The sequence below is a fragment of the Paenibacillus jiangxiensis genome (genome assembly GCF_046098255.1).
Lineage (GTDB): Bacteria > Bacillota > Bacilli > Paenibacillales > Paenibacillaceae > Paenibacillus > Paenibacillus jiagnxiensis.
On sequence record NZ_JBJURI010000006.1, the window covers coordinates 76,814 to 100,895 of the forward strand.

Consider the following 24,082-nt stretch of genomic DNA (forward strand, 5'->3'; position numbering starts at 1 on the left):
TCCTGCGGATTTTTTTCCACGATATATGCGCTGCGCTCTCCAGACACTTAGGCAAATGCTCCGCACTCATAAAGCTCACTCGTACCCAATAACGAGCGGGCTTTTAATATGACTGAAAATCCCCTCTTTACCCTGCTCATATCCAATTTTGAGGCTTAAGAGAAGTCATATCAAGCAGTTATCTGAATATGATTGAAGGGAGAGATACGGAGCAAAGGAGAAAAGGAGCGGACAAATGAACGGTACTTATATTGGTGATCATAAAATGCTTATAAAATTAGGGTATGGCGGATGGCTTACAATATCATCACAAGATTATAGTTTAATGCCTGTTTTGGTGACGACTGGATATTTCGAATATCCGTTAACAAGCTTTTTTCTTAAGTATATAAAAACAGGAGACACTGTTGTTGATATTGGAGCAAATATAGGTTACTTCACCCTGCTTGCCGCAAAACAAGTGGGAGCACAAGGAAAAGTAATCGGTTATGAAGCCAATCCTGAAATGCTTCCATTTCTTCAGGACAATCTTGCAATGAATTGGGTTACTGATCGGGTTGCCCTGATCAATAAGGCTATTTATTCTGAAAATAAAAACCTGGAAATTCAGATATCTGAACGATTTCCTTGTTATTCTTCCATTAACGAAAGACCTGAGGATAACAATGTAGTTGATCACTATAAGAAGATATCGATCCCAGGAGTCACTCTGGACAGCGAACTTATGGATATGGATCGAATCGATTTGGTGAAGATTGATATCGAGGGAGGAGAGTATCAAGCTTTTCTCGGCATGAGGGGACTAATCAAGCAGGGGAAAATAAAAAATATATCCTTTGAATGGAATAGACCGATGCTTGGCGAAGAGTGTGAACCCTTTATTCAATTATTAAATCTGATACTTAATCATCATGGGGGACGGTTATATGTGTTAAGTACCGAAGGAGACCCGGTTCCAGTTAAGCTTCAGGAGGTCATTTCTCACGATTTTTATCCATTTGCTCTGATTCAATTTAATTGAAGGAGAGGAGATAATGATAGAGGGCTTGCGATGGGAACAATTTCTCAGACGAAGCAGGGATGTTGAGAACATAGAACCCGATCGAAAAGAATTAGTTCAGAAATCGGCACCAGCCTTATCGGACTGCCATATTGTATATGTCATGAATCAGGTTGGAGTCTGGGGCGGGGTTAAGATTATATTCGAGCAGGCTAATCGTCTGGTTGATTTGGGAGCTAAGGTAACCATTTTATCCCATTTCGACCGTCCGCGTTGGTTCAAGCTGAATGCCGAGTACACACAAGTCCCCTTCGGGATGGATGTAGGGGAGGCCATGCCCAGATGTGATCTGATTGTTGCGACTTATTATCACCACATTTATGAGTGTGTTAAGGCCAACGCCGCTCCTGTCGTTTACTTTGAACAAGGGGATAGACATCTGTTTGATTACGATCGTTTAAGCCAAGGGGAAATAGATTTTGCTTATAAGCAGTTTCAACTGGCTGATTTTGTGTTCACGGTGTCCAAACCAACAGCAGATTTAATTCAAAAATATTATGATCGCGATGCTGCGGTCATTCATAATGCAGTGGATCATCAGAATTTTAATGCCACGGGCAGCAAGTTTGCATGGGACGCTCCATATGTATTGATCATGGGAAGCGACCATGTCGAATTTAAAGGGGTCAAGGATGTTTTGGAGGCTTTTAAGCTGGTTCAGCAGGTTCACCCTCAGTTGGAATTGCTGTGGATCTCAACTTCAGAACCTGCAACGGATATTTCGCAAATCCCGGGGGTTGGAAAAGTGTTCGTTCAGCCTTCGCAGCAAGATATTGCCGCGTTATATAGAGGGGCAGAAGTGTTTGTTGCAGGCTCCCACTATGAATCCTTCTCACTGCCTGTGCTCGAAGCCATGACTTGCGGGTGCGCCGTGGTGACTACCAAGAACGTAGGTGTGCTGGAGTATGCTGTTGACGGGTCTAACGCTTTGCTCGCAGAGATCCACAACCCGAATAGTCTGGCAGAACAGATGCTGCGTGTGATCGGAAATGAAGAGCTTAAACATGAATTGGTACAACAAGGATTGCTAACCGCTGCCAACTTTGAGTGGTCGGTGATCGTGAAGAAGCTGGCTGAATATTATTTGCATTGTGCCTCTTACTCCATTCCCGCAGTCCAGGGGCTGGACGAGTGGGATATCTATGTGAGCCAGAGGGATTTCCTGAATAACGCGGATTATGAAAAATTTACAGATTTTCTTACGAAAACCCACAGCGACACAATCGAGGTTCCAAAGCTCTATGACCAATGGCTGGAACACCATGATATAGGCAGGTGGGAAATTGCCGCGCGTAAAAAGAATACCTTTGTGAAGGCGAGGGAACGCATTTTTTGTGTAGTAAAAGGCAATCCCAACACCATGGATATGTATCAGGGAGGATTGGACTTTTTTCTGCAAAAACATTACGAACAGGCATTAGCTGCATTTGCAAGTAAAACAAATGAGGCAAGCGATCCTAAATATAAAGCAGTATTCACCAAGTGGGTCATCTTATGTCTAATAGAACTGGAGAAAGATGAGGATGCTTTGAACATTGCACGCGAAGCTATTCAGATGTATCCGGATTATACGGACATCTACTACTTATATGTTGTACTGGTGAAGTTAACCAATCCCAGCCTGGATCATAATCATGAGATTAATCTTATAAATACATTAGGGGATTCAATACACTACCCGGAGTTTTTTTTCAATACAAGCGCTTTGCATAAATCGTATCCGTTGACCTACAAGGCTTTCCGGGCATAAAAAAGAAACACTTGTTAGTGCGCCATACTCAAGCTATGCAGGCCATTGCGGCAGGCATGGCCTTTTGCTGTCCAGTGCCACAAGCCCACAACTTTTCTGCAGCAGGTCAATAGAATATAGGGACGTCATTCCTCACTTTGCTGTAACCCCATTGGTCTAGGACAGAGCTCAAGGGAATAGAATGGAGGGACGAATGTCTGAATTCAACGTTCAGGCGTTGGATGAGGGACTCATCCGTATTTCAATTAAGAGGTGGGCTATGGATAAACCAAGCATCTCGCTATGTATGATTGTAAAGAACGAGGAAGAATATCTTCCGAAATGCCTCAGCAGTGTCATGCGCATTGTGGATGAAATCATTATTGTAGATACCGGTTCAACGGATAATACCGTATCGATTGCCGAGGCCTTCGGGGCGAAAGTGATTCATATACCATGGCAGGATAGCTTCTCGGCTGCCCGCAATCGGGGCTTCGAAGAAGCTACGGGAGACTGGATTTTGTGGCTGGACGCTGATGAAGAGATGGATGTGGAAGAGGCCGACAAGCTCAAAGAGCTTCTAACCCGGGATGCAATCCGTGAGCAGAATATCGAAGCCATTCAATTTTATTTCATCAACCATCTGGAAACGGGAGAAACATCACATGCCAGTCTGGATCGGATGGTGCGTAATCGGCCGGAATACCGGTTTGAAGGCAGGATTCACGAACAAATTCTGCCGAGCATGCTGTGGGCCAATCCAGAAGTGAAGGTTGGGCAGGTCGATATCCATATCCATCATTATGGGAATCTGGCCAAAAATATTTTGCGCCAGGACAAAATCAGACGAAATATATCTCTGCTCCTGCAGTCTCTCAGGGAGAACCCGGATTATCGGCAGTATCACTATTACCTGGGGATTGAGCTTTATCGAATGAATGATTTGGAGAACGCTCTGAAGCATTTTAATTCAGCACTGGAAGATCCATCCGGATTCCCGAAGACTGTACTGTCCAGTGCGCATAAATACAGGCTGATGACACTGGAAACCATGGGGAAATCTCACGACTTGGTTCATTACAGCATGGAAAGTATTACGCTGTTCCCGGACTTCACGGATCTGTATCACCTGATGGCGAACGGCTTGCAGGCACTGGGCCAAACAGGCAAAGCCATTGATACATTAAGGCAAGCGCTGAGCCTGGGACCTGCTCAGGATGAATATCCAGGCGTGTCAGGGCACGGCACCTATCTGGCATGTGTGGGACTTGGGAAATTGCACGGATCCGCCGGAGACCGGATGAATGCAGACCTTTATTTAACCCTGGCGAGTCTGATGTTCGGTGATGCCAGAATCCGAATCCGGTAGCTTTTGGGTGTATAAGATGCTTAAAGATTATAGGGGAAACATCAGGCCACCAGCAGTCCTGCAAGTGGCCTTTGCCATTTTCCGGGATTCGTCTCATTCACGCTTGGATTCATCCATGGGTGCATGAAACTCCTGATGTTCATCGAGGATGTCCGCATCCTGCGGGGAAGTCACGGGATTCGCATCGGTGATGGAAGATTTCCCGGAGTCCACGTTTGCTTCGAACGTTACCTTTTTTGTCTTGGTGCGGATCAGCCGGTCCATCAGGGAAGGGACCCACAGCGCCAATGCGCAGCCGAACAGGATACAGATGATATAAGATTCATGCTGCTGCGGAGTGAAGTCCGGGTATACATAAGACCGATAAATAAAAATGAACCCGTTCATCACCAGTCCGCTCAAAGCCAGCCAGAAGCCGAAACGTGTCGCGGAGCCTCGGTCGCGGTACATGCGCAGCCTGACAAACAGGGATATCCCGGCGACGAGCAGCAGGATGACGGACAGCAGCAGGAGCAGGAACGAAACGAAGTAGGTCTCTTGCGGGCCGAGCAGTACATACGGGCCAAGCAGCCTGAAGAAGGCTGTGGCAATGAGCCAGAACACAATCCCCATAACTACGAATTTGATCCATTGCATCATAGCGGCCATCTCCTTAGTCATATAGTAGACGTATTATGTTCAGGCCTGCTTTGATATATTCATAATTATGAAAGATATATGGGAAATTGGTTTATTTATCTTGACGCATATAGGCTTCTTGCTCAATCGACCGTACGGACAATTCCCCCAGAATTCGTTCGTGCCGTTCTTGCGTGGCGACAATTTCATGGATGGTCTCTGTATGACTTGCCACCTGTTCAAAGGTCTTGTCCAGTTTATTTTCAATACGATCCACCTTGGTTTCAAGAGAATCGAGGCGTTCCGTCATGCGTACCATGTTGGTTTCGAGAGAATCCATACGTGTTTCAAAGGAGTCCATACGGTTGTCAATGGACTCTAATTTTCCTAGTATCTGTGTCAAAATTTCCTCGTTCACAATACCAGCCTCCTTAGTGACGTTATTACGTGTATTGTAGCATAGTCAGCAGCTTATTAATACAAAAAATTCTTATTTTGACCTTTAAATCGGATCATTTACGTCACGTAAAGAAGTTGTTGTCATATTTAAAATTTGAAATAATGATTTGTGAACAGCTTATGAGCTATGAACCTAATAAAACAACGATCCATAAACAGAAACGATTAAATGTAAAAACAAACAGAGTTATAGATATATGATCTGTTATTGTTATATTGAGGATTTTTACATTGAAGCATAAGAAATTATAAGAGCGTCAGGAGCATTAAATAGTGTACATAGTAGAGCATTAAATAGTTTATATGCGTATGTAGTACTACTGCTCATGAACATCAGAAGCATAGGTACAGAATATGCAGCTCATGGTCCATGGACAAAAATACGTTTTGGACCAGGGGCGGGAGCTGCAATTCGGTCTATGCTCTTAAAAGCAAAGAATGAGGTTTTATAACCGGCCATACCTGAGCTGCCAGAGCAAACAATGAGCAGCGGACAACCATGTTTCCAGCCGATGCTCCAGTGTTGCGGTAGGATTTCGCGATCAGACGCGATCCTCAGCTCTTCAAAGGTATGGCCTGCAAGCATACAAGAGGCGACAGGACATGTACAGCAGGAGCCAGCGGGGTCGCGACTTCCGCGGGCCTGTGTACAGCCGTCATCTATATTAAAGGCGTCAATCCCGAAACGCGAATGGATCGGGATGTCCACCGAACCTTTGGTTGAGGTTCAAGGCGCTAATCGCCGGCATAATCGCAAGTGACATTTTTATCACAGTTTGATCGTTATGAACGGCTCCCGCCCTGGAAGTCCATAACGCTTGACCTCTTCTCCCACAAGCATTTCATTCGGCCCCAGCCACGGTATTTCCACTCCATTGTTCAGAACGCAGCGTTCTTTTATCTCTCTGATCACATTGCACCCTCCAGCTCGTTGTCAATTTCTCTTTGCCTGTCCGCTTTACTACATCATATTCGTCAGTCCATCAATTATGCTTCGGTTTGTGTTCCTCATTTTGCAGGCACATCATTTGCAGGTGGGCACATATAGATATAACAAAGCTGTAAATCACGATGGATTCGGCCCGAATGAAGGCAGCGTACGGATATGAAGTAGATGGTCATAGAGAGAGAAGGATGCGGGGTGTACATGGCGGCAGCTTAATGCAAGGCATCTGTTAAAAGGAGGATCAGGGTGAAATTATCCGATTATGTCATCGACTTCATCAGCCGGCAAGGTGTCAGACATATATTCGAAATGACCGGCGAGGCCATTGCCCATCTGATCGATTCAACCATTGACGCCAGGGAGGTCGATACGGTATCGATGCACCATGAGCAGGCCGCCGCCTTCGCGGCCGAAGGCTACAGCCGGATCAATGGCAAGCTTGGAGTGGCGATGGCTACCAGTGGACCGGGGGCGCTGAATTTGCTGACTGGGATCGGCAGCTGTTATTTTGACTCGGTGCCGTGTCTGTTTATTACCGGGCAAGTCAATACGTATGAATTCAAGTTTGACCGGCCTGTGAGACAAATCGGCTTCCAGGAAACGGATGTCGTCAGTATCGTCAAGCCGATTACGAAGTATGCGAAATTGGTGATTGACGAAAAGAAGATCCGGTATGAGCTGGAGAAGGCGGTGTTCATCGCCCAGAATGGCCGTCCTGGCCCGGTCCTGTTGGATTTGCCGCTGAATGTGCAGCGCGCGCAGATCGAGCCGGATGAGCTGGAAAGCTTCTTCGGCAGCGAGGAGCACCGTCAGTACGATGATGAAGCGGGTGCCGATGGAATCCCGGAACTGGAAAAGGTTCTTGACCTGCTCAGTCAGGCGAAGCGTCCCCTGATTCTTGTCGGCGGAGGGGTCCGGGCCGGGAACGCGGCTTCGGAGCTGCAGGAGTTGGCAGACAGGAGCAGCATTCCCGTCGTCAGCTCCCTGCTTGGACTGGATGCTCTTCCCACCAGCCATCCCTTGAGCATAGGGTTAATCGGCACCTATGGGAACCGCTACAGCAATCTGGCTGTGGCGAACTGCGACCTGCTGCTCGTTCTCGGTTCCAGGCTGGATACCCGCCAGACCGGCACTCAACCGGCAACCTTTGCGCGCGGAGCCAGAAAGATTCACGTGGATATCGATTCCACCGAGCTGAACGCCAAGGTCAGGGCGGATGTGGCCATTCATGCCGATGTCAAGCGATTTCTGAAGGAGCTTAACAAGCGGCTGCCCAAGGCCCCGAAGAATAAATATGCGGCATGGAAGCGGACGATTGAGGATTATATGCTCCGCTATCCAAGCGGTGTGAAGCCGACGAAGCGTGGCATCATCGATCCGAATCTGTTCATTCAGCTCCTGTCCGCATGCTGCGAGGAGAATGATCTGATTGTGCTCGACGTCGGTCAGCATCAGATGTGGGCCAGCCAGTCTTTTCAATTAAAGAAGGGGCAGCGCTTGTTGAACGCAGGCGGTATGGGAGCCATGGGATTTGCCGTTCCGGCGGGGATTGGAGCCGCGATCTGCCGGCCGGGGTCTCGGGTCGTTGTCATTGCAGGTGACGGAGGATTTCAGGTGAACATCCAGGAGCTGCAGACGATTGTGCAGCACCGGCTGCCGCTGAAAATCTTCATTATGAATAATCATCATCTGGGGATTGTCCGGCAATTTCAGGATATGTATATGGACGGACGCCGGCAATCGACCGTCGAAGGCTACGAATGTCCTGATCTGGTGAAGGTATCGAAGGCTTACGGCATTCCGGCGAAGCGGATTACGAGGTTTGAAGAGGCTCAGTACATCATAAGCGAAGCGCTGGAAACTGCGGGGCCTCGCCTTGTGGATATCCATCTGGGGATGGAGACGGAAGTGCGTCCGAAGCTGGCGGTGAACCGGCCGATTGAAGATATGTACCCGTTTCTGGAGCGGAGCGAGCTGAAATCCCTCATGATCACCAAGCCGCTTCCGGAACCGCAATGACCCTCTGCCCGCAGCGAGCCCGAGTCAGGCACCTATTTTACTGGACATAGACGAATAAACAAGCTCCTCCCCTTCAATGACATATAATGCAGTATAACAAAAGGGAGGTGTTTGAATGTCCGGTTACAACTACGGTGCAGACTGCAGCAACGGAAATTGCCCTGATCAAATGGTTACAGCTCCAACGCAGACTCAGGTTCAGAACATTTACAAGAAACAACTGGTTCAGGTCATTCATCCGATTGAGATTGTGAAAAAATATCATTGCTGCCCTGTGTATCAGCATTCTTATGTATACTCTGTAAGAGACGAGATTGATTCTCCGCAGGACCTGGGTGGATATAATCCTGGAGGATACGGTTTCGCTGGGCAAGCAAGCGTCAGCAGCTACCGGAAAAAGAACCTCAAGAAGAAATCCGCAGCAGGCCGCAAGGCTGCTGTGAGCCGTAAGGCCGCGAGCGGCCGTAAAGTCAGCGCGGGCAGCAAGTCCAGTGCGAGCCGTAAGGCAAGCGTCAGCAGCGCCAGAGCAAAAATGAAAAGCAGAGCAGTCAGCAAATCCGGCAGCAAGCTTAGCAGCAAATTTGCAAGCAAGCCCATGAGAAAGAGATAACGAATGAATGGACGGATGGTTAGCTCCCCTATAGTTCCTTCATAACTCGGGTGCGCAATTGAAAGAGGCAGCGATTAAGCTGCTTCTTTTTTTAGATTACGGTTATACTCCAAAACACAGCTTCATATGATTCAGGAGATCATACGGGAATGAGAGTGAAGACAATGACAGAAGAGGAAAATTCCGTTTGCTTTATAACCTGCGTGAATGATGAGGAATTGTACAAAGTATGCAAGGAGCACATTCGTTATCTGACTGTACCGCGTCAGGTGTTCATACCCAAGCCCTCGCCATCAGAGGAGCGTCCAGCCTCACCTCCGGTTATAATCAGGCCATTCGCTCATCACGGGCGAAGTACAAGGTCTATTTGCACCAGGATACATATATCATGAACCGCAACTTTATTCACGATCTGCTTGAATTGTTCAATACCCATCCGCAGCTCGGTCTGGTCGGGCTTATTGGTTCGGGAACTGTTCCGGATAGCGGGCTTTGGTGGGAGTCGGACCAATGTTATGGCAAAATACTTGAAAACCGTATCCCAATGCTTCGAATTCAAGAGAAGAGGGTACTCTGTGGGCATCCCGCCCCAGGCTGAACCGTGGGTGCTTCATAACTGTGGAGTTATGGAGCGAGATCTTGTCTTTGAGTATTACAGGATAAAATTTCTGTTCGAATATGGCAGAGATGCAGTGGTGGGTAGGAAATAAGGTTCATTGTAAAAAAAACAGGTAAGCGGCCTCGGTCCTGAGCTCCACAGGAATGAGGCCGCTTTTGTGGGTAAGGGGTCAATCGGCGGTCCACTGGCGGCGGAGCGTGAAGAGATCCTGCAGCTCCTCGTTCGACAGCTCCGTGATCCAGCCCTCCGTGCTGGTAATGACCTGATCGCTGAGCTGCTGCTTGCTTTCCAGCATTTCATCGATCCGTTCCTCCAGTGTACCCAGTGCGATGAATTTGTGAACCTGCACGTCCTTGGTCTGTCCCATCCGGTAAGCGCGGTCGGTTGCCTGATTCTCGACAGCCGGGTTCCACCAGCGGTCGAAATGGAAGACATGGTTGGCTGCGGTCAGGTTGAGGCCGACGCCGCCCGCCTTGATGGACAGGATAAATACGTTCGGCTGCTCGGTAGAGGGCAGTTCTTGGGACTGAAACTGCGTGATCATGCGGTCGCGGGCGGTTTTGGAGGTTCCGCCGTTCAGATAGAGCACAGGCTCCTGCAGCTCGTGGCCGAGCACGTTCTGCAGCATAACCCCCATTCCGATATACTGTGTAAAGATCAGGCATCGCTCGCCCTCGTCACGCAGTTCCTTCACCATGGCGACGAGGCGCTCCAGCTTGGCGGAGCGGCTGATCAGGCGGGCGGTGTCCACGGAGCCGCTCTGGGGGCCGCTCACGGAACCACTCCGAGAGCCGATCATGGATCCGCCCTCGGAGCTGCTTTCTCCAGATGGTTCAGGCTCCTGCACCGCTTCCTTGGTGAGCAGCACGGGATGATCGCAGAGCTGCTTGAGCTGAGTGAGTGCCGACAGGATTGCACCCTTCCGCTCCATACCCTCCAGCTCCTTCATCCTTTCCATAAGCTGGCGGACGGACTGCTCATACAGAGCGCTTTGCTCGGGCGTGAGATGAATATAGGTTTTCATTTCATTTTTGTCAGGCAGAGCAAGCTGTATCGCCGGGTCCTTCTTCTTGCGGCGCAGCATGAACGGCTTGACGAGCCGCTGCAGGTCCTGTGTCCGCTGTTCATCGTGATCCTTCTCAATCGGCTGAATGAAACGGGTGGTAAAGGCCCGCAGACTGCCGAGATAGCCGGGATTGATGAAGTCGTAAATGGACCACAGCTCTGCCAGCCGGTTCTCAACCGGAGTGCCGGTCAGGGCGATGCGGTGGCGGGCGGACAGGCTGCGCACGGCAGCGGACTGCTTGGTCTGAGCGTTCTTGATGTTCTGCGCCTCGTCCAGGCAAATGGACTCCCACGTGAACGATTGCAGCAGCTCCTGATCCAGCGTGGCGGTGGCATAGGTGGTGAGAACGATGTCCGCCTGGCTGATTTGCTCCGCAAAGGCTTCCCCGCCGGAACGTCTGCTTCCATAATGGAGCATCACCCTCAAGGAGGGAGCAAAACGCGCCAGCTCCTTCTGCCAATTGCCGAGCACCGAGGTCGGGCAGATGAGCAGGGCGGGCAGGGCTGTATCCGGCTCCGCCGTTTCCCGGAGATGCAGCAGATAGGTGATGAACTGGATCGTTTTGCCCAGGCCCATGTCATCCGCCAGACACGCTCCCAGTCCGAGCTGCCGCAGAAATGCAAGCCAGCCGTAGCCTTCAAGCTGATAGTTGCGCAGCTCAGCCTGCAGGCCCGCCGGCACGGACGGCTGCGGCCATTCCGCTCTGCGCTCAAGCTGGGCGAGCAGCTGCTGCAGATGCGCGTCAAGCTCCACTTCCAGCTTGACAGGCTCATCGTCTTCAGCTTCCTGCCCCTTCGCTTTCGGACCGCGCCGACGCGGCTGCTCCTGGTTCTGCAGCAAGTGAAGATGCAGCACATCCTGGAAGGAGAGGCCCTGCGCGCTGTCCACTCCATCCATGATCCGCCGGATCTGCTCCAGCAGGGCAGGGTCCAGCGTAATCCATTGATCGCGGAAGCGGACCAGGCGCTCATTGCGGGCGGCCAGTTCGGCGAACTCCTCCTCGGTTAGGGCCGCATCCCCAACGGCGATCCGCCAGTCGAAGCTGATGATCGCATCCATACCGAAGAGCGATTTGCCCCGGCTGCTGTCGGTGCTCTCTTCGGAGCGCAGCTTGGCCCGCAGCCGCGGCTTCTTCCGGGAAGCGGCCTCCCACCAGGCCGGCAGCAGCACCTGCCATCCGGCCTCCAGCAAACGGCGGCTGTCGGACGTCAGGAACCACCAGGCGGCCTCATCCGACAGCGGGCTGCCCAGCACGTCGCCGCTTCCGCCGGACAGCTGGTCTGCGGTCAGGTTGGCGCGCAGGCCGGCGAGCCAGGCAGGGGAGCGGTCCCGTAGGTAGGCCGCCCAGTGGTCCGGCCAGTCGCCGGCCGCCTGTCCGTCATCGCGCAGCCGAATGGGAACCAGATGGGCCGGATCGAGCTTGTCCTGCAGCAGCGGGCGGAACGGCGCGCTGTCCGCCTTCCAGCCGATGGATACGAGCCAGCTCGGCTCATCCCAGGCGGAAGCAGCTCCCCTGCCCGCGAAGAGCTGCGGATATTCCCGCCGCAGGTCGGCCGCTTCCGCTTCCGTACCGTACCAGCGCTGGAATACCGCCGCCGAGAAGGCCGCCGCCAGCCCTTCATCCGCTGCGCTCTCCTTGAGCGTGGTCCGCAGACCGGAATCAGCCGCTGAAGCATCCCCCGCTGCCACTGCGTCCTCCATAGCCGTGGCATTCCCCACAGCCGCCGCGTCCCCGACAGTCACAGCGTCGTCCATAGCCGCAGCGTCCCAAATCCACTCCAGCCGCCCGGCCCGGAAGGCAGAGAAGCTCGGGATATATTTCCGCTCCTCGATACATGCGGCAAGCGCCGGGGCAAGCCGGACAATCCCCGATGCATCCTGGCCCCATTCCCATTCGATATGCTCCAGCAGCTCGCGTCGCGCGAAGAAGGGAATCACCTGCTCGGCAGGCAGAATGATGATCTCGGCGTCCTGTACCTGCCTGACTTCCAGCTCTGTGCCGTAACAGGATGGTTCATGCCATGCAAATAAACGGTGCTTCAGCTTCAGCCCGTGCACATAGCCGCCCGTCTCCGTTGTGCCGTAGATGAGGGCGTCGCCATGGGCGCTGAGCGTAAGATGAACGGTATAAGCGAACGTAAATGTACTCATGACAGCAGCTTTCCTTTCCGAAGCTCCTCCTGCAGCGCGCGCAGCCGTCCGTGACGACTGGCGAAGGAGGCGAAGAACGCTTCCCAGCGGTCCTCAAGCTTCATTTTCTTGTACAGCTTGGCCAGCCTTTTCAGCAGCTTGACCGCGGCCTTGTAATCGTGCCTGTTCTTGAGCAGCACATATCTTTCCACCGCCTGATGGTAGAAGGGCAGCAGCAGTTCGGGTGCGTGCCGCTCAATCACCTGCAGCTCTGCAACGCGGTAATCGAGCGGCTCCGCCCCGGTGCTCAGCTGATAGTCCATCCATTGCCGGTACCTGCCCCGCTCCAGCAGAGCTTGCGCATAGATGTCCCCGGACAGCGGAAGCATGCCGGTCAGCGTATCCCACATCCTCGCCTCCAGCTCGGGCAGGTGCTCCAGCGCCGTCCGCCAGCAAGCGAGATACTCGTCCAAGCTTCCTGTTCCCAGCAGGGGGCCAGTGGCTGTGAGGCCGTCAACAAGCCGCGCCCATTCCCCTTGCCCATGCAGCGCACTTATAAGCAGAAGAAGCTGGGCAGAAGGGAGCTGTAGCGCGGTGCTGCCGTCCGCTGCCTGCAGAAGCCGCCATGCTTCCTCATCCCGGCCAAGGAATACATACATCCAGCAGCGGGCCAGCAGCCTTGGCACTCGAGCGGGACCGCTGTCCTGCGCTCCTTCAGCCGCCTCCAGCAGCCGAAGCTCCTCCCGGAACATCTCCGGTCCGCCTGCATGGGGAGCAAGCCACTGCTGCCAGAACCGGTAATAAATATCCGGGAAATAGTAGAGCCGTCCGCCGCTTTCGTTCAGCATCCGCTCGCGCAGATAGTCCAGCGTGTCCGTCACCATACTCCAGTGCTCGGGAAGACCTTCGATCGCCAGCTCCTCCGACAGGCTGATCCGGATCGCGGCCTGTATTTCGTCAGCGGCAATTTGCGTGTGGTACCCCAAATAAAAGTGGGCGGGACGAGCCGCGCCCGGTGCGTGCCCGATCAGCCTGTGCAGGACGAACAGATGGGCATGCAGCCCGAACAGCTGCTCCAGCACGGGAGCGAGCGGCGGCTTGACGGCATAGATCGCTTCCAGCGCCTGATTGGCATACTGGGCGGGCTGCGCGCCGTTGCCTAAAGTGACGGTGCATTGCCCGAACAGGCTGTGCCACTGGGAAGCGCTCATGTCCTCTATAGCCGGCCCATTGGCATGCTCGTGGTCTACTTGCGTCATGGCGATGGCTGCCCCGTTAGCTTGCTCATGGCCCGCTTGCGGTATCGCGGCGGAACGGTCTCCCGTCCCCGTCCCTGTTCCTGAGGCATGGCCTGCCTCCCGGTGCGGTGGAGACAACACCGTCCTGCTGGCCAGGTTAGCCGAATGGGCGTTCACGATGCTGTAGACCGGCCGCTCCTCCAGCGCCGCGTACTGCAGCAGGACCGCGATCATATGCCTGCAGCCGCCGTTCTCCCCGCAGGAGCACTCACTGTTCTCCAAGGCGTCAAGGCTGAGGCTGACCCGGGCAGAAGCCCCATTTTCCTGAACAACTGCTTCAACAGGTCCATGATCAGGTGTCATGAGCTCATGAACCCGTCCTTGCTTGTAATATTGAAATCCGCGCTTGATCGTCAGATCGCTGAAATGCTCCGCAACCTGCCGCACAAGCTCGGTCCACTGTGTATCATCATTCATCATAGCGTCGTTATCCATCATACTATCACCCGTCTCGTTTACAGACTGCATGTTATTGATCCTTTCCATTATATCAGTTCAAGACCAGTACAAGATTGTCCCCTCTCATCCTATAAATTTCTCCCTGTGATAGAAATGGGTGTAGTGATATATTTATGGAAAATATAACCTCTTCCTTCCCGATAGTGTTGCAACAATCTGACAAGGTACATTTCTAACCACAACACTATTCTAATGGTCGCCACAACCGTAATTGGCTCCAAAAACGTTGATTTCAAATTATAACGGTCACCATGGAGCTTATTTTACTTGACCCGGATGTTTTCGCCTAAAGAAAGGGAAATAACGACGGTCACAACCGTAAGAATTTAGAAAAGGTCTTTTTTCGTAAAATAGCGGCTGATACAACCGTTAGATTTCCGGCGGGCGCAATATCGGCTCGAAAGCCTCAGTTTTTGCGGAAATCTGAAAAGGATCAGGACTACAAGTTGTCTTGAGCAAAAATTAACGAAACACTACTGTTTTCTTCCCGCCCTTCTGCAGTTTCCTTCCTTGCAACGTTTTTTTCAGCAGCTGCAATTCTTCTTATTAAAGTACATGCCCAATCCGTCTTGCTATGAACTGTTTCTATTAAAAATACACATATTCAGGAACTGATTCTAATCTGTCCCGCGATGAAGGAGGTGATGCGAAGAGAGTGGGCAGAAATCATACATTCCATGATAAAAAGGAGGAATTTTCTATGATTAGAGAATTGCTGACCGTCCGTCGTCAACATGGCAAGCTGCTGTCTCTTTTGCTGGTTCTGGCCATCATGACCGCTCTGCTGCCGGCCGCGGCCTTCGCCGCCGACAAGGGAGAGTGGGCACCCAATGTGAGTTATACGGTGAATGATACGGTCACCTATGGGGGAGCGACCTATCAGTGCCGCCAGTCGCACACATCCCTGGCCGGCTGGGAGCCGTCCAATGTGCCTGCGCTGTGGTTGCTGGTTGAAGATGGGGGAGGCGGGGGAACGGATGATAAGACAGCTCCCTCCGTACCGGCCAACCTGACGGTAACCGGGACCACCTCATCCAGTGTGTCCTTGTCCTGGAGCGCGTCCACAGATAATGTCGGCGTGACCGGGTATGTTGTCTATCAAGGCTCGGGCTCGGTGCTTACCGTATCCGGAACGACGGCTACCGTGACTGGACTTGCCGCCAGCACATCCTATGTGTTCAGTGTAGCTGCCAAGGATGCCGCTGGGAATACGTCCGCCAAGAGCGCCCAAGTGAACGCGACGACGGCTCCTTCCGACGGGGGCGGTGGGGGCGGCGAGCTGCCGAAGCATACGCTTACCGGTTACTGGCAGAACTTCGTGAACGGGGCTACAAACTTGAGATTGCGCGATGTGCCTGATGAATATGATATCATCGTACTGGCCTTCGCCGAGATGGATACCTCCAGACCTGGTGCGGTTAAATTTAGCGTGGACTCTTCGCTCTCTTCGGCATTGGGTGGATACAGCAATGCCGATCTGATCAGCGATATTAAGGCCAAGCAGGCAAAAGGCAAAAAGGTCATCATTTCGATCGGTGGTGAGAAAGGCAACATAGATCTCAGCACGGCATCCCCGAACGTGTCCAATTTTGTGGAAAGCATGTCCGGTGTCATTTCCCAATTCGGGCTGGACGGCCTTGATGTCGATCTGGAGCACGGCATGAATGTACCGAATTTAACGAACGCGATCCGCCAAATTCAACAGCGGGTGGGATCTGACTTCGTACTGACGATGGCTCCGCAAACGATTGATATGCAGAACGAAAATACGACTTACATGCAGCTCTATAAAAATCTGAAGGACATCACCACCGTCATCAATGTTCAATACTACAATTCCGGCTGTATGCTTGGCCGTGACGGCAAATGTTATTCCCAGGGCAATGTGGACTTCCTGACCGCCCTGTCGGACCTGACGCTGCAGTGGGTGTCCCCTTCGCAATTGGGCTTGGGCGTTCCGGCTACTTCGAGTGCGGCAGGCGGGGGATATGTGGATGCTTCTGTCGTGAATAACGCCCTGGGCTGCCTTGCGACAGGCACCGGCTGCGGCAGCTACAAACCAGTGGCTCGCTACCCGGATTTGCGTGGGGCCATGACCTGGTCCGTGAACTGGGATGGGACCAGCGGCTACCGGCTTGCCGAGACCGTTAAGCCGTATCTGGAGCGTATGCCTTAAGCCGAGACTTTCGGAGAGCGCAGCATAAGAGAACGTCTACGACGACGTACATTCGCAGAAGCCAGACCGCGTTTGCACAAAAAACAGCCAAAAAGATACCCTTGCGGGTGCCTTTTTGGCTTTTTCATTTTTGCAGTGTTCAGCCTTTGGACTTCACCTTGTCCATTTCATTAAAGAAGCAAACGGCCGCCCCCCGAATACCGGAGGACGGCCGTCCATTCTTCATTATTGCTTCTCCAGAGCAGGCAGCACTTCGATCCAGCGGGTGGCCCAGCTTTGAATGTTCTCCAGCAAAGGGGCCAGCTCACGGCCTTTCTGTGTCAGTGAATATTCAATGCGGACCGGCTTCTCGGGATAGACGGTTCGTTCAATAATCCCTTCCTCCTCCAGCTCCTTCAGACGCTCCGAAAGAACCTTGCCGCTCAGATTGGGCAGGGAATTCTCGATGGCGACAAATCGCTGCGGCCCGGCCATGAGCTGATAGACGATTAACGTGGTCCAGCGCTTGCTCAGCAGTTCGACAGCTTTTTCGAACCGGGGGCATAATTGTGACGTTTCCATTCTCCTATCACCTCTTTGGGCTTTATTATACTAAGGCTAATTAAAATATACAATGTTACTTTTTTTATTAATATTAACTTGACGAAATAAAGTTTTATAAATATACTCTGTTACATAAAGTAATCGAATGAAATGAAGTTACTTCTTTGGGCTATAAATAACATGATGGGGCGTATGACTATGATATTGGAATGTGATGTTTGCGTCGCTGGAGCCGGACCCGGTGGTGCTCTGCTGGCCTGCTTGCTGGCACGAAAGGGTATGTCGGTCATTCTGGTTGAGCAGCAGACGCAGATCGGCAGAGCGTTCCGGGGTGAAATTTTGAACAATGAAGGCGATCAGATTTTACAAAAATATAATATGCTTGACCTACTAGATCCGGAGGCTTACCTTCCTTTAACCCGCATCGAATACTGGGATCGGAAGCAGCTCGTAAATAGTCTGCTGCCTGACAGCCCGGAGGGGCACTTCGGCATTCATGTCCCGCAGACAGATCTGCTGCAGGTTATGCTTCAGGAAGCGGAGCGATACGAGCATTTCACCTTGCTCACCGGAGTAACCGTTACCGGCCTGCTTCAGGATCAAGAGCAGCGCTGTACAGGGCTGACGGGCAGAGATGCGTCAGGCGCAGCCGTTACGATACACAGCACTGTTACGGTAGGAGCTGACGGCCGCTATTCGACCGTTCGCAAACGGGCAGGCATTCCTGTGCATAGAATAAAGCACGGGTACGATCTGCTGTGGGCGTTAATCCCGGCCCCTTCGGGGTGGGAGCCTGTCATCCGGTTCGCGATGGTGGAGCGGCAGCAGCTTTCGCTTTTCACGCGGACACGGGGCATGATTCAGATTGGCTGGAATATTGCGGAGGGGTCATTCGGGAGGCTGAGGAAGGGGCCTTTCGAGCCGTTTGTCCGTCTGCTGACAGAAGCTTTTCCGGACCTCGGCGAGTCCGTGAAGGAGAAGATCAGCTCCTGGTCGGACTTCGTACTGCTGGATATTTTCAGCAGCACTTGTCCAGTTTGGGCTAGAGACGGTCTGGTGCTGATGGGGGATGCCGCGCATACGATGACGCCGACAGGGGCCTACGGTGTGAATGCCGCGCTGCGGGATGCGGAAGTGCTGCATCTTGAATTAATCCGTGCATTAGAGGAAAAGGTTGTAACAGCGGAGCGGTTGAGACGCTTCGAGCATCTCCGTCGGGAGGAAGTGGACATGCTGCAGCAGCGTCAACGTTCGATGGAGTCCTCCTTCAAGTTGAATTTTACTAGTCAGTCCGTAATGCTGGGATGAAACATTAGTTATTTATGCTTCCCGATCGAGCTCGGTGCTTGACTGGGGAACAGGAGCGAGTGCGTATAGGGAACAGATGTTAGTGTGAATAAGAGCGCGAAAATTCCAGCGGTTGTGAGCGACGTTATTTGGGTAAAAACGGGGGGTTACAAGATTTAACGGTTGTCCGCGAGCTTATTTTCCGTTTTTCCGTAGGTAAAGGGGATGTTTCACCTAAATAGGCGCGCCTGCAACCGTTAGAAAAGGAACCTTGTTTTTCTCATGCGAATAGGCGCTATGACACCCGTTAGCAGAGAAATGTACCGGCCAGATCGATCATTCGAGGCAACTTCATTGGTCAAGCATCGATTTCTGGATAGAGCCTCACTATATATCCGATCTTTTTTATCATTAGATGTAAGAAGACACTCATCCTCTTCAGATGTGGAAAAATTATATTTTTCTTTTGAAAAAACGAACATATGTGCTATTATTTTTATATCTATTTATATTATACCCCGCTGGGCGGGGCAATCTTAGAGAAGCTAAGGATGGTGCAGCATGATTCCTAACAACGCAGTTTCCATTTTGAAAGATAAAATAGCAACCGTGCAATCCGATACATCGACCAATATTCTGGTGGGACCCATCAGGCTTCCTGTGAATCTTGACGGGGACACCGTGGTGTTCCAGTGGTACTGCTGGCTGCCAGTACAAAACGAGGAGGACATGGCCGCCTTCCAGACGGCTTCTGCTGAAACTTTGATCAAGCGGCTCTCTTCCCTTAACCTGGCGGAAGGGCAGCAGTCCAGCGTGCTGGTATATGGTGATTTTGAACACGCCGAGGATGCGTTGATCCGCATGCACAGCATTTGCCATACAGGCGATATCTTCGGCAGCAAACGCTGTGATTGCGGCTACCAGCTTCACCAGTCCATGAGAATGATTGTGGAGAATGGGGCAGGAGCTCTCTTTTATCTGGCGAATCATGAAGGAAGAGGCATCGGGCTGTTCAGTAAGGCGATGGCTTATATTTTGCAGGAAAACGGCATGGATACGGTGGAAGCGAATCTGGAGCTAGGCTTTGCCGATGACTCCCGCAGCTACACGGATGCCATCAGCATTCTCAAGCACCTGAGACAGCAGCCGGTCACGCTCATTACGAACAATCCGAAGAAGCTCGAAGCCTTGAAGGCTTCCGGCATGAATGTGGTCAAGCGTGTCCCGCTGTGGGGCGATGTCTCTGAATTTAACGCCAAATATCTGCAGACCAAGGTGAAGCGTTCCGGTCACTTCGGTCAAGATGAGGAGATTCTGCATGCATGAAACGTATATGAGACTGGCTCTGGATAATGCAAAAGCTGCCCGGGGCCAAACCCGGCCCAACCCGATGGTTGGCTCGGTCATCGTCAAGGACGGAAGAATCGTGGGCATCGGGGCCCATCTGAAGCCGGGAGAGCCCCACGCGGAAATTCATGCGCTGCGCATGGCTGGCGAACATGCGGAGGGGGCAACCATCTATGTTACGCTGGAGCCCTGCTCGCATCATGGGCGGACTGGCCCGTGCGCTGAGGCGATCGTGCGCGCAGGCATCCGCCGCGTCGTCATTGCCGCGATGGACCCGAATCCGCTCGTGGCGGGCCGGGGCGTGCAAATCCTGAAGGATGCGGGCATTGAAGTCATCCAGGGCGTATTGGAGGAAGAGGCTGTCCGGCTGAACGAAGTGTTCAATGCTTATATTGTGAGCAAGCGGCCGTTTGTCACCATCAAATCCGCGGTCACGCTCGACGGCAAAATTGCGACCCGGACGGCCAGCAGCAGATGGATCACCTCCGGGGAGGCCAGAGAGGACGTCCACAGGCTGCGTCACGAGCATGCCGCCATTCTGGTGGGGGTACAGACTATCCTGCATGACGACTCCCAGCTCACCACCCGTCTGCCTGACGGCAGAAATCCGCTGCGCGTGATTCTGGATAGCCGCCTGCGCACTCCGTTGGATGCTCGTGTCGTTACGGACGGCGAGGCGGAAACCTGGATTTTTACCGGCAGCGCGCCGGATGAAGCCAAGCAGCGGCAACTTGAACAAGCCGGGGTCAAGGTCTTTCCGACAGAAGGCGAGCGGGTGAATCTGGAGCAGGTGCTGGACATTCTGGGCCAGCATGAAATTTCCTCGCTGCTCGTTGAAGGCGGGGGACAAGTGAACGCCTCGTTCGTGCAGCAGGGGCTGGCTGATAAGCTTGTACTATACATGGCTCCCAAGCTGGTCGGAGGCAAGGATGCACCTACCTTCCTCGAAGGCCTGGGCGCGGCGGTTATGGATGAAGCCGTCTCCTTAACCCATATGAGCGTGCAGCAGATTGGCGTTGATCTGAGAATTGAGGCTTATTTTACGAAATCAGATGAAAGCTGAGACAGTTTCGAAAATCTATTCAAAGGACCTCAAATCCTGCTATGGCGCGGGATGAGGTCCTTTTTTTCGGAAAGTTCCTGTCCGATGGAATTAATCCTTTTACCAGAACCATGCTTCAAATTCGGGGGAACCAAGCATCCCATATGTTGTGCTGAACCATAAGCAATTGTGTGGCTGATTCCGGGAAACCGCGGTAATGTCTCATGTAACCCGCCAGATAAGCGAACGATGATCCGTAGGATCCGACAAATGAAGAAGCGCCGATGCAGACCAGCCAATCCACCATCGCTTGCTGTTCCAGACACAACGAATCAAACTCTTGCTGAAGGAGAGGGAAGCCCTGTAGAATCTCCGTCTTCCTTTTGAAGGTAATATGAGGGAACTGTTCATTTAACTGTTGGACAATTTCGTTATAACGTTCTTCCTGTACCCCGGTGGCGAAGTAAACAGCATTCAGGCCGGATTCGTTGGCAAGCGATGTTATAACGAGTTCGTCAAGGTAGTTTTTTGTAGCCTTCTCCAGGCCAATCCGTCTGGTTTCCTCGAATAGCAGCAGGTCCCCTTCAATTCGCAGCTGGATCACTTTCCATTTCGGATAATAGGACATGCAACCAATCATGAAATTAGCTAATTTCTGTAGGTTCTTTGCAAAAGGAAACGATGTAGCGATAAACTGTCCGACTTCCCGGCATTCCTCATAGGTCACGGAGAATCTATGCGGACATCGAGTGCATTGTATGATCGTATCTTCCTTGTTAAGGACGGCATCTTCTTTAAGGACAGGGATCTGTCTTTTCTCAAGCAATGGGATCAGCGCTTCAACATCGATTATGGAATCAGGGGGGATCGGGGCAAATGGCGGGGATATGTCGAGGTTAATGGAGGTCCGGGTTTGCAGATTGTTCAGCATAAAACCCGCAGACGGATCTTTTTTGGCATGATGGATGGTTTCCCAAAGGGTTCTATAGATGGCCATCATTTGGTTGCATAATCCATCAGGCCCTTCGACCCTATACTGATAGTAAAAAATGATGCACAACTCCTTTCAGGATAGCTCACCTACAGAATATGAGCGCACAGAATAAACGTTCCGGTGACACCGCATTATAGAGCTAGGCGTAAACTGATCCCACTAAACCATCTGAATAAGGCTTTGTATCCCCCTATGATCCGGGCGAGATTTCACAAGCCAGCAAGAGCTTGATGTTAAAAAAGGCTACTTTGCTCGCTTACATGAATCAATTCAGGCAAAATTGACAGAAATATGAAAGTGCAGCATTTTACATAAACCGTTCTAAAGGGATATTCTATTCAAGGCCCGATCAGCCTTGCCAAATAATTTGGGCTGTGGCAGGGCAAGCTGTTTAAACACTCGGGCTTTGAATGAATGTTGAATCACTTCCCAAGAAAGATACGGTGAGGACAAATGTTATCCTATTTGAAACGATTTTTGATCGGGAGACCTCTTAAATCACACGAAGCTGGTGAGCAAAAGTTAAACAAGAAAAAAGCGCTCGCGATTCTCTCGTCGGATGCCCTTTCGTCGGTGGCTTACGGTCCTGAACAAATTTTATTGGTGCTGGTCACCATCGGCACGGCCGCCTTCTGGTATTCGATCCCCATCGCTATTGGCGTTTTAATTTTGCTTACTGCGCTGATCTTGTCCTACCGGCAAATCATTTTTGCTTATCCTCACGGCGGCGGAGCCTATGTCGTATCCAAAGAAAATTTGGGCAAATATCCTGGCCTGATTGCAGGAGGCTCGCTGCTGGTGGATTATATATTGACGGTGGCAGTAAGCGTATCTGCCGGTACGGATGCCATCACGTCCGCTTTTCCCAGCCTGCATTCCTATAATGTGTTGATTGCAGTTATATTCGTGCTGTTGATCACGCTGCTGAATTTGAGGGGAGTTACGGAATCGGCCTCGGTTCTGGCATACCCTGTCTATTTGTTTGTGCTGGCTCTTTTTATACTGATTGGTGCAGGACTGTATCGGATTGCGACAGGTCAGGTTTCTCCTGAATTGCACACCTCCATCGGTACTCCGGTGGCGGGAGTGAGCTTGTTCATTCTGCTGCGCGCCTTTTCCTCGGGAAGCTCGGCTCTTACCGGGGTTGAGGCTATCTCCAATGCGATTCCGAATTTTAAGGAACCGGCTCCGAGCAATGCGTCCCGAACGCTCATGGCCATGGGGTTTCTGCTTGCCCTGCTTTTTTCAGGAATTGTGTTTTTGGCCTATTATTACGGAGTCAGCCCCAAGGAAGAGGTTACGGTCGTATCGCAAATCGCCGAGCAGACCTTCGGACGAAATTTCATGTACTTTTTTATCCAGGGAACCACGGCGCTTATTCTCATCCTGGCTGCCAATACAGGGTATTCGGCCTTCCCGCTGCTGGCGGTCAATCTGGCAAAAGATAAATTTATCCCCCGGATGTTCACGGTAAGAGGAGACCGTCTGGGCTACTCCAACGGCATTATCATCCTGGGCCTGCTGTCTATTGTGTTAATCATGGCCTTTGAAGGGCAAACCGAGCATCTGATTCCCCTTTATGCGGTGGGTGTCTTTATACCCTTCACTCTGTCACAGACCGGGATGATGTTGAAATGGCTGCGCGAGCGACCGCAGGGGTGGGGGCTCAAATTCATCATTAATACTATTGGAGCCTTGATCAGCTTTATCGTGGTGATCATGTTCTTTTTAACAAAATTCAGCCAGGTGTGGCCTGTGCTGGTGTTCCTGCCGCTCATCATTCTGTTGTTTTACCGGATTCGGAAGCACTATGACGATGTTGCGGATCAGCTCAGAATCTCGACATGCAAGCCTGCTGTTCCGATCGAAGGCAATGTTGTGATCCTGCCGGTCGCAGGCATTACCCATGTCGTCGAAAATTCATTGAACTATGCGAAGTCACTGTCACCGCATCAGATCATTGCCGTGTATGTTCCATTCGAGCGGGGGGATGAAGTCGCCTTCGAGAAAAAGTGGAAAGCCTGGCAGCCTGATGTACGCCTGGTGACGCTGTATTCTCCTTATCGGAGCATCATTCATCCATTGACGAAATTTATCGATACCGTCCAGCGCAAGGCCAGTGAATCGAACTATCAGGTTACGGTTGTGATCCCGCAGTTCATTCCGAAGAAAGGCTGGCACAACATTCTGCATAACCAATCCAGCTTGTTGATCCGGGCCCACTTGCTCTACCGCAGAGATGTCATTGTGACAACCGTGCCTTATCATTTGCAAAAGTAAATTTGACGGATGGTCACGGTGTGTTATAACC

Annotated in this window: 17 protein-coding genes and 1 pseudogene; 11 read left to right on the forward strand and 7 right to left on the reverse strand. The window is 51.7% G+C overall.

The features are described from left to right. Nucleotides 1-235: 235 nt before the first annotated feature. The 3 genes from ACI1P2_RS08250 to ACI1P2_RS08260 all read left to right on the forward strand — a co-directional run bounded on the left by ACI1P2_RS08250 (nucleotide 236) and on the right by ACI1P2_RS08260 (nucleotide 4,158). Complete coding sequence (locus ACI1P2_RS08250) at nucleotides 236-1,021, forward strand: FkbM family methyltransferase (RefSeq protein WP_355318628.1); 786 nt, start codon at nucleotides 236-238, stop codon at nucleotides 1,019-1,021. Between the two features lie 142 nt (nucleotides 1,022-1,163). After that, nucleotides 1,164-2,810 (forward strand): glycosyltransferase family 4 protein, encoded by a 1,647-nt coding sequence (locus ACI1P2_RS08255; protein ID WP_355318630.1) that lies wholly within the window; start codon nucleotides 1,164-1,166, stop codon nucleotides 2,808-2,810. Nucleotides 2,811-3,003: 193 nt separating this feature from the next. Beyond that, nucleotides 3,004-4,158: a glycosyltransferase family 2 protein gene (locus tag ACI1P2_RS08260; protein WP_355318632.1), complete on the forward strand. Its 1,155-nt coding sequence runs from the start codon at nucleotides 3,004-3,006 to the stop codon at nucleotides 4,156-4,158. A gap of 93 nt (nucleotides 4,159-4,251) precedes the next feature. On the opposite strand, the gene ACI1P2_RS08265 is transcribed toward ACI1P2_RS08260, so the two are convergent. The 3 genes from ACI1P2_RS08265 to ACI1P2_RS08275 form a co-directional block, all read right to left on the reverse strand. Continuing rightward, nucleotides 4,252-4,797: a hypothetical protein gene (locus ACI1P2_RS08265; protein ID WP_355318634.1), complete on the reverse strand. Its 546-nt coding sequence runs from the start codon at nucleotides 4,795-4,797 to the stop codon at nucleotides 4,252-4,254. 91 nt (nucleotides 4,798-4,888) lie between these two features. After that, on the reverse strand, nucleotides 4,889-5,194 hold the full coding sequence (locus ACI1P2_RS08270; RefSeq protein WP_355318636.1) for a hypothetical protein: 306 nt from the start codon (nucleotides 5,192-5,194) through the stop codon (nucleotides 4,889-4,891). 810 nt (nucleotides 5,195-6,004) lie between these two features. Next, the gene (locus tag ACI1P2_RS08275; RefSeq protein WP_355318638.1) at nucleotides 6,005-6,148 is read right to left on the reverse strand and encodes a hypothetical protein; all 144 of its coding nucleotides are present in this window, start codon (nucleotides 6,146-6,148) and stop codon (nucleotides 6,005-6,007) included. Nucleotides 6,149-6,427: 279 nt separating this feature from the next. Here ACI1P2_RS08275 and ACI1P2_RS08280 point away from each other — a divergent pair, with 279 nt between their 5' ends. The 3 genes and pseudogenes from ACI1P2_RS08280 (at nucleotide 6,428) to ACI1P2_RS08290 (ending at nucleotide 9,520) form a co-directional block, all read left to right on the forward strand. Next, nucleotides 6,428-8,200, forward strand: a complete 1,773-nt coding sequence (locus tag ACI1P2_RS08280; protein ID WP_355318640.1) for a thiamine pyrophosphate-binding protein — start codon at nucleotides 6,428-6,430, stop codon at nucleotides 8,198-8,200. A gap of 115 nt (nucleotides 8,201-8,315) precedes the next feature. After that, nucleotides 8,316-8,810: a hypothetical protein gene (locus ACI1P2_RS08285; protein ID WP_355318642.1), complete on the forward strand. Its 495-nt coding sequence runs from the start codon at nucleotides 8,316-8,318 to the stop codon at nucleotides 8,808-8,810. Between the two features lie 229 nt (nucleotides 8,811-9,039). Then, nucleotides 9,040-9,520: pseudogene (locus tag ACI1P2_RS08290) on the forward strand (glycosyltransferase). 78 nt (nucleotides 9,521-9,598) lie between these two features. Here the strand turns inward: ACI1P2_RS08290 and ACI1P2_RS08295 are convergent. Continuing rightward, the gene (locus ACI1P2_RS08295) at nucleotides 9,599-12,646 is read right to left on the reverse strand and encodes a DEAD/DEAH box helicase (RefSeq protein WP_355318644.1); all 3,048 of its coding nucleotides are present in this window, start codon (nucleotides 12,644-12,646) and stop codon (nucleotides 9,599-9,601) included. Then, nucleotides 12,643-14,409, reverse strand: coding sequence for an SWIM zinc finger family protein (locus ACI1P2_RS08300; RefSeq protein WP_408976172.1), 1,767 nt, complete (start codon nucleotides 14,407-14,409; stop codon nucleotides 12,643-12,645). Before ACI1P2_RS08300 ends, ACI1P2_RS08295 begins: the two co-directional genes overlap by 4 nt. A 673-nt stretch (nucleotides 14,410-15,082) precedes the next feature. Here ACI1P2_RS08300 and ACI1P2_RS08305 point away from each other — a divergent pair. Beyond that, on the forward strand, nucleotides 15,083-16,558 hold the full coding sequence (locus ACI1P2_RS08305) for a chitinase (protein WP_355318648.1): 1,476 nt from the start codon (nucleotides 15,083-15,085) through the stop codon (nucleotides 16,556-16,558). A gap of 225 nt (nucleotides 16,559-16,783) precedes the next feature. Here ACI1P2_RS08305 and ACI1P2_RS08310 read toward each other — a convergent pair whose 3' ends face one another. Continuing rightward, complete coding sequence (locus tag ACI1P2_RS08310) at nucleotides 16,784-17,119, reverse strand: winged helix-turn-helix transcriptional regulator (protein ID WP_355318650.1); 336 nt, start codon at nucleotides 17,117-17,119, stop codon at nucleotides 16,784-16,786. Nucleotides 17,120-17,299: 180 nt separating this feature from the next. On the opposite strand from ACI1P2_RS08310, the gene ACI1P2_RS08315 reads away from it, so the two are divergent. The 3 genes from ACI1P2_RS08315 (at nucleotide 17,300) to ribD (ending at nucleotide 20,798) form a co-directional block, all read left to right on the forward strand. Then, nucleotides 17,300-18,409, forward strand: a complete 1,110-nt coding sequence (locus tag ACI1P2_RS08315) for an FAD-dependent monooxygenase (protein ID WP_408976178.1) — start codon at nucleotides 17,300-17,302, stop codon at nucleotides 18,407-18,409. 540 nt (nucleotides 18,410-18,949) lie between these two features. After that, on the forward strand, nucleotides 18,950-19,714 hold the full coding sequence (locus ACI1P2_RS08320; RefSeq protein ID WP_355318654.1) for a GTP cyclohydrolase II: 765 nt from the start codon (nucleotides 18,950-18,952) through the stop codon (nucleotides 19,712-19,714). Continuing rightward, nucleotides 19,707-20,798 (forward strand): bifunctional diaminohydroxyphosphoribosylaminopyrimidine deaminase/5-amino-6-(5-phosphoribosylamino)uracil reductase RibD, encoded by a 1,092-nt coding sequence (gene ribD, locus ACI1P2_RS08325; protein ID WP_355318655.1) that lies wholly within the window; start codon nucleotides 19,707-19,709, stop codon nucleotides 20,796-20,798. The genes ACI1P2_RS08320 and ribD overlap by 8 nt, the downstream gene beginning before the upstream one ends. Nucleotides 20,799-20,913: 115 nt before the next feature. Here the strand turns inward: ribD and ACI1P2_RS08330 are convergent, their stop codons facing one another. Then, nucleotides 20,914-21,774: an O-fucosyltransferase family protein gene (locus ACI1P2_RS08330; RefSeq protein ID WP_355318657.1), complete on the reverse strand. Its 861-nt coding sequence runs from the start codon at nucleotides 21,772-21,774 to the stop codon at nucleotides 20,914-20,916. Between the two features lie 450 nt (nucleotides 21,775-22,224). Here ACI1P2_RS08330 and ACI1P2_RS08335 point away from each other — a divergent pair, with 450 nt between their 5' ends. Next, a complete protein-coding gene (locus tag ACI1P2_RS08335; protein WP_355318659.1) occupies nucleotides 22,225-24,051 on the forward strand; it encodes an APC family permease in 1,827 nt (608 codons plus the stop codon). The last annotated feature ends 31 nt before the right edge of the window (nucleotides 24,052-24,082 follow it).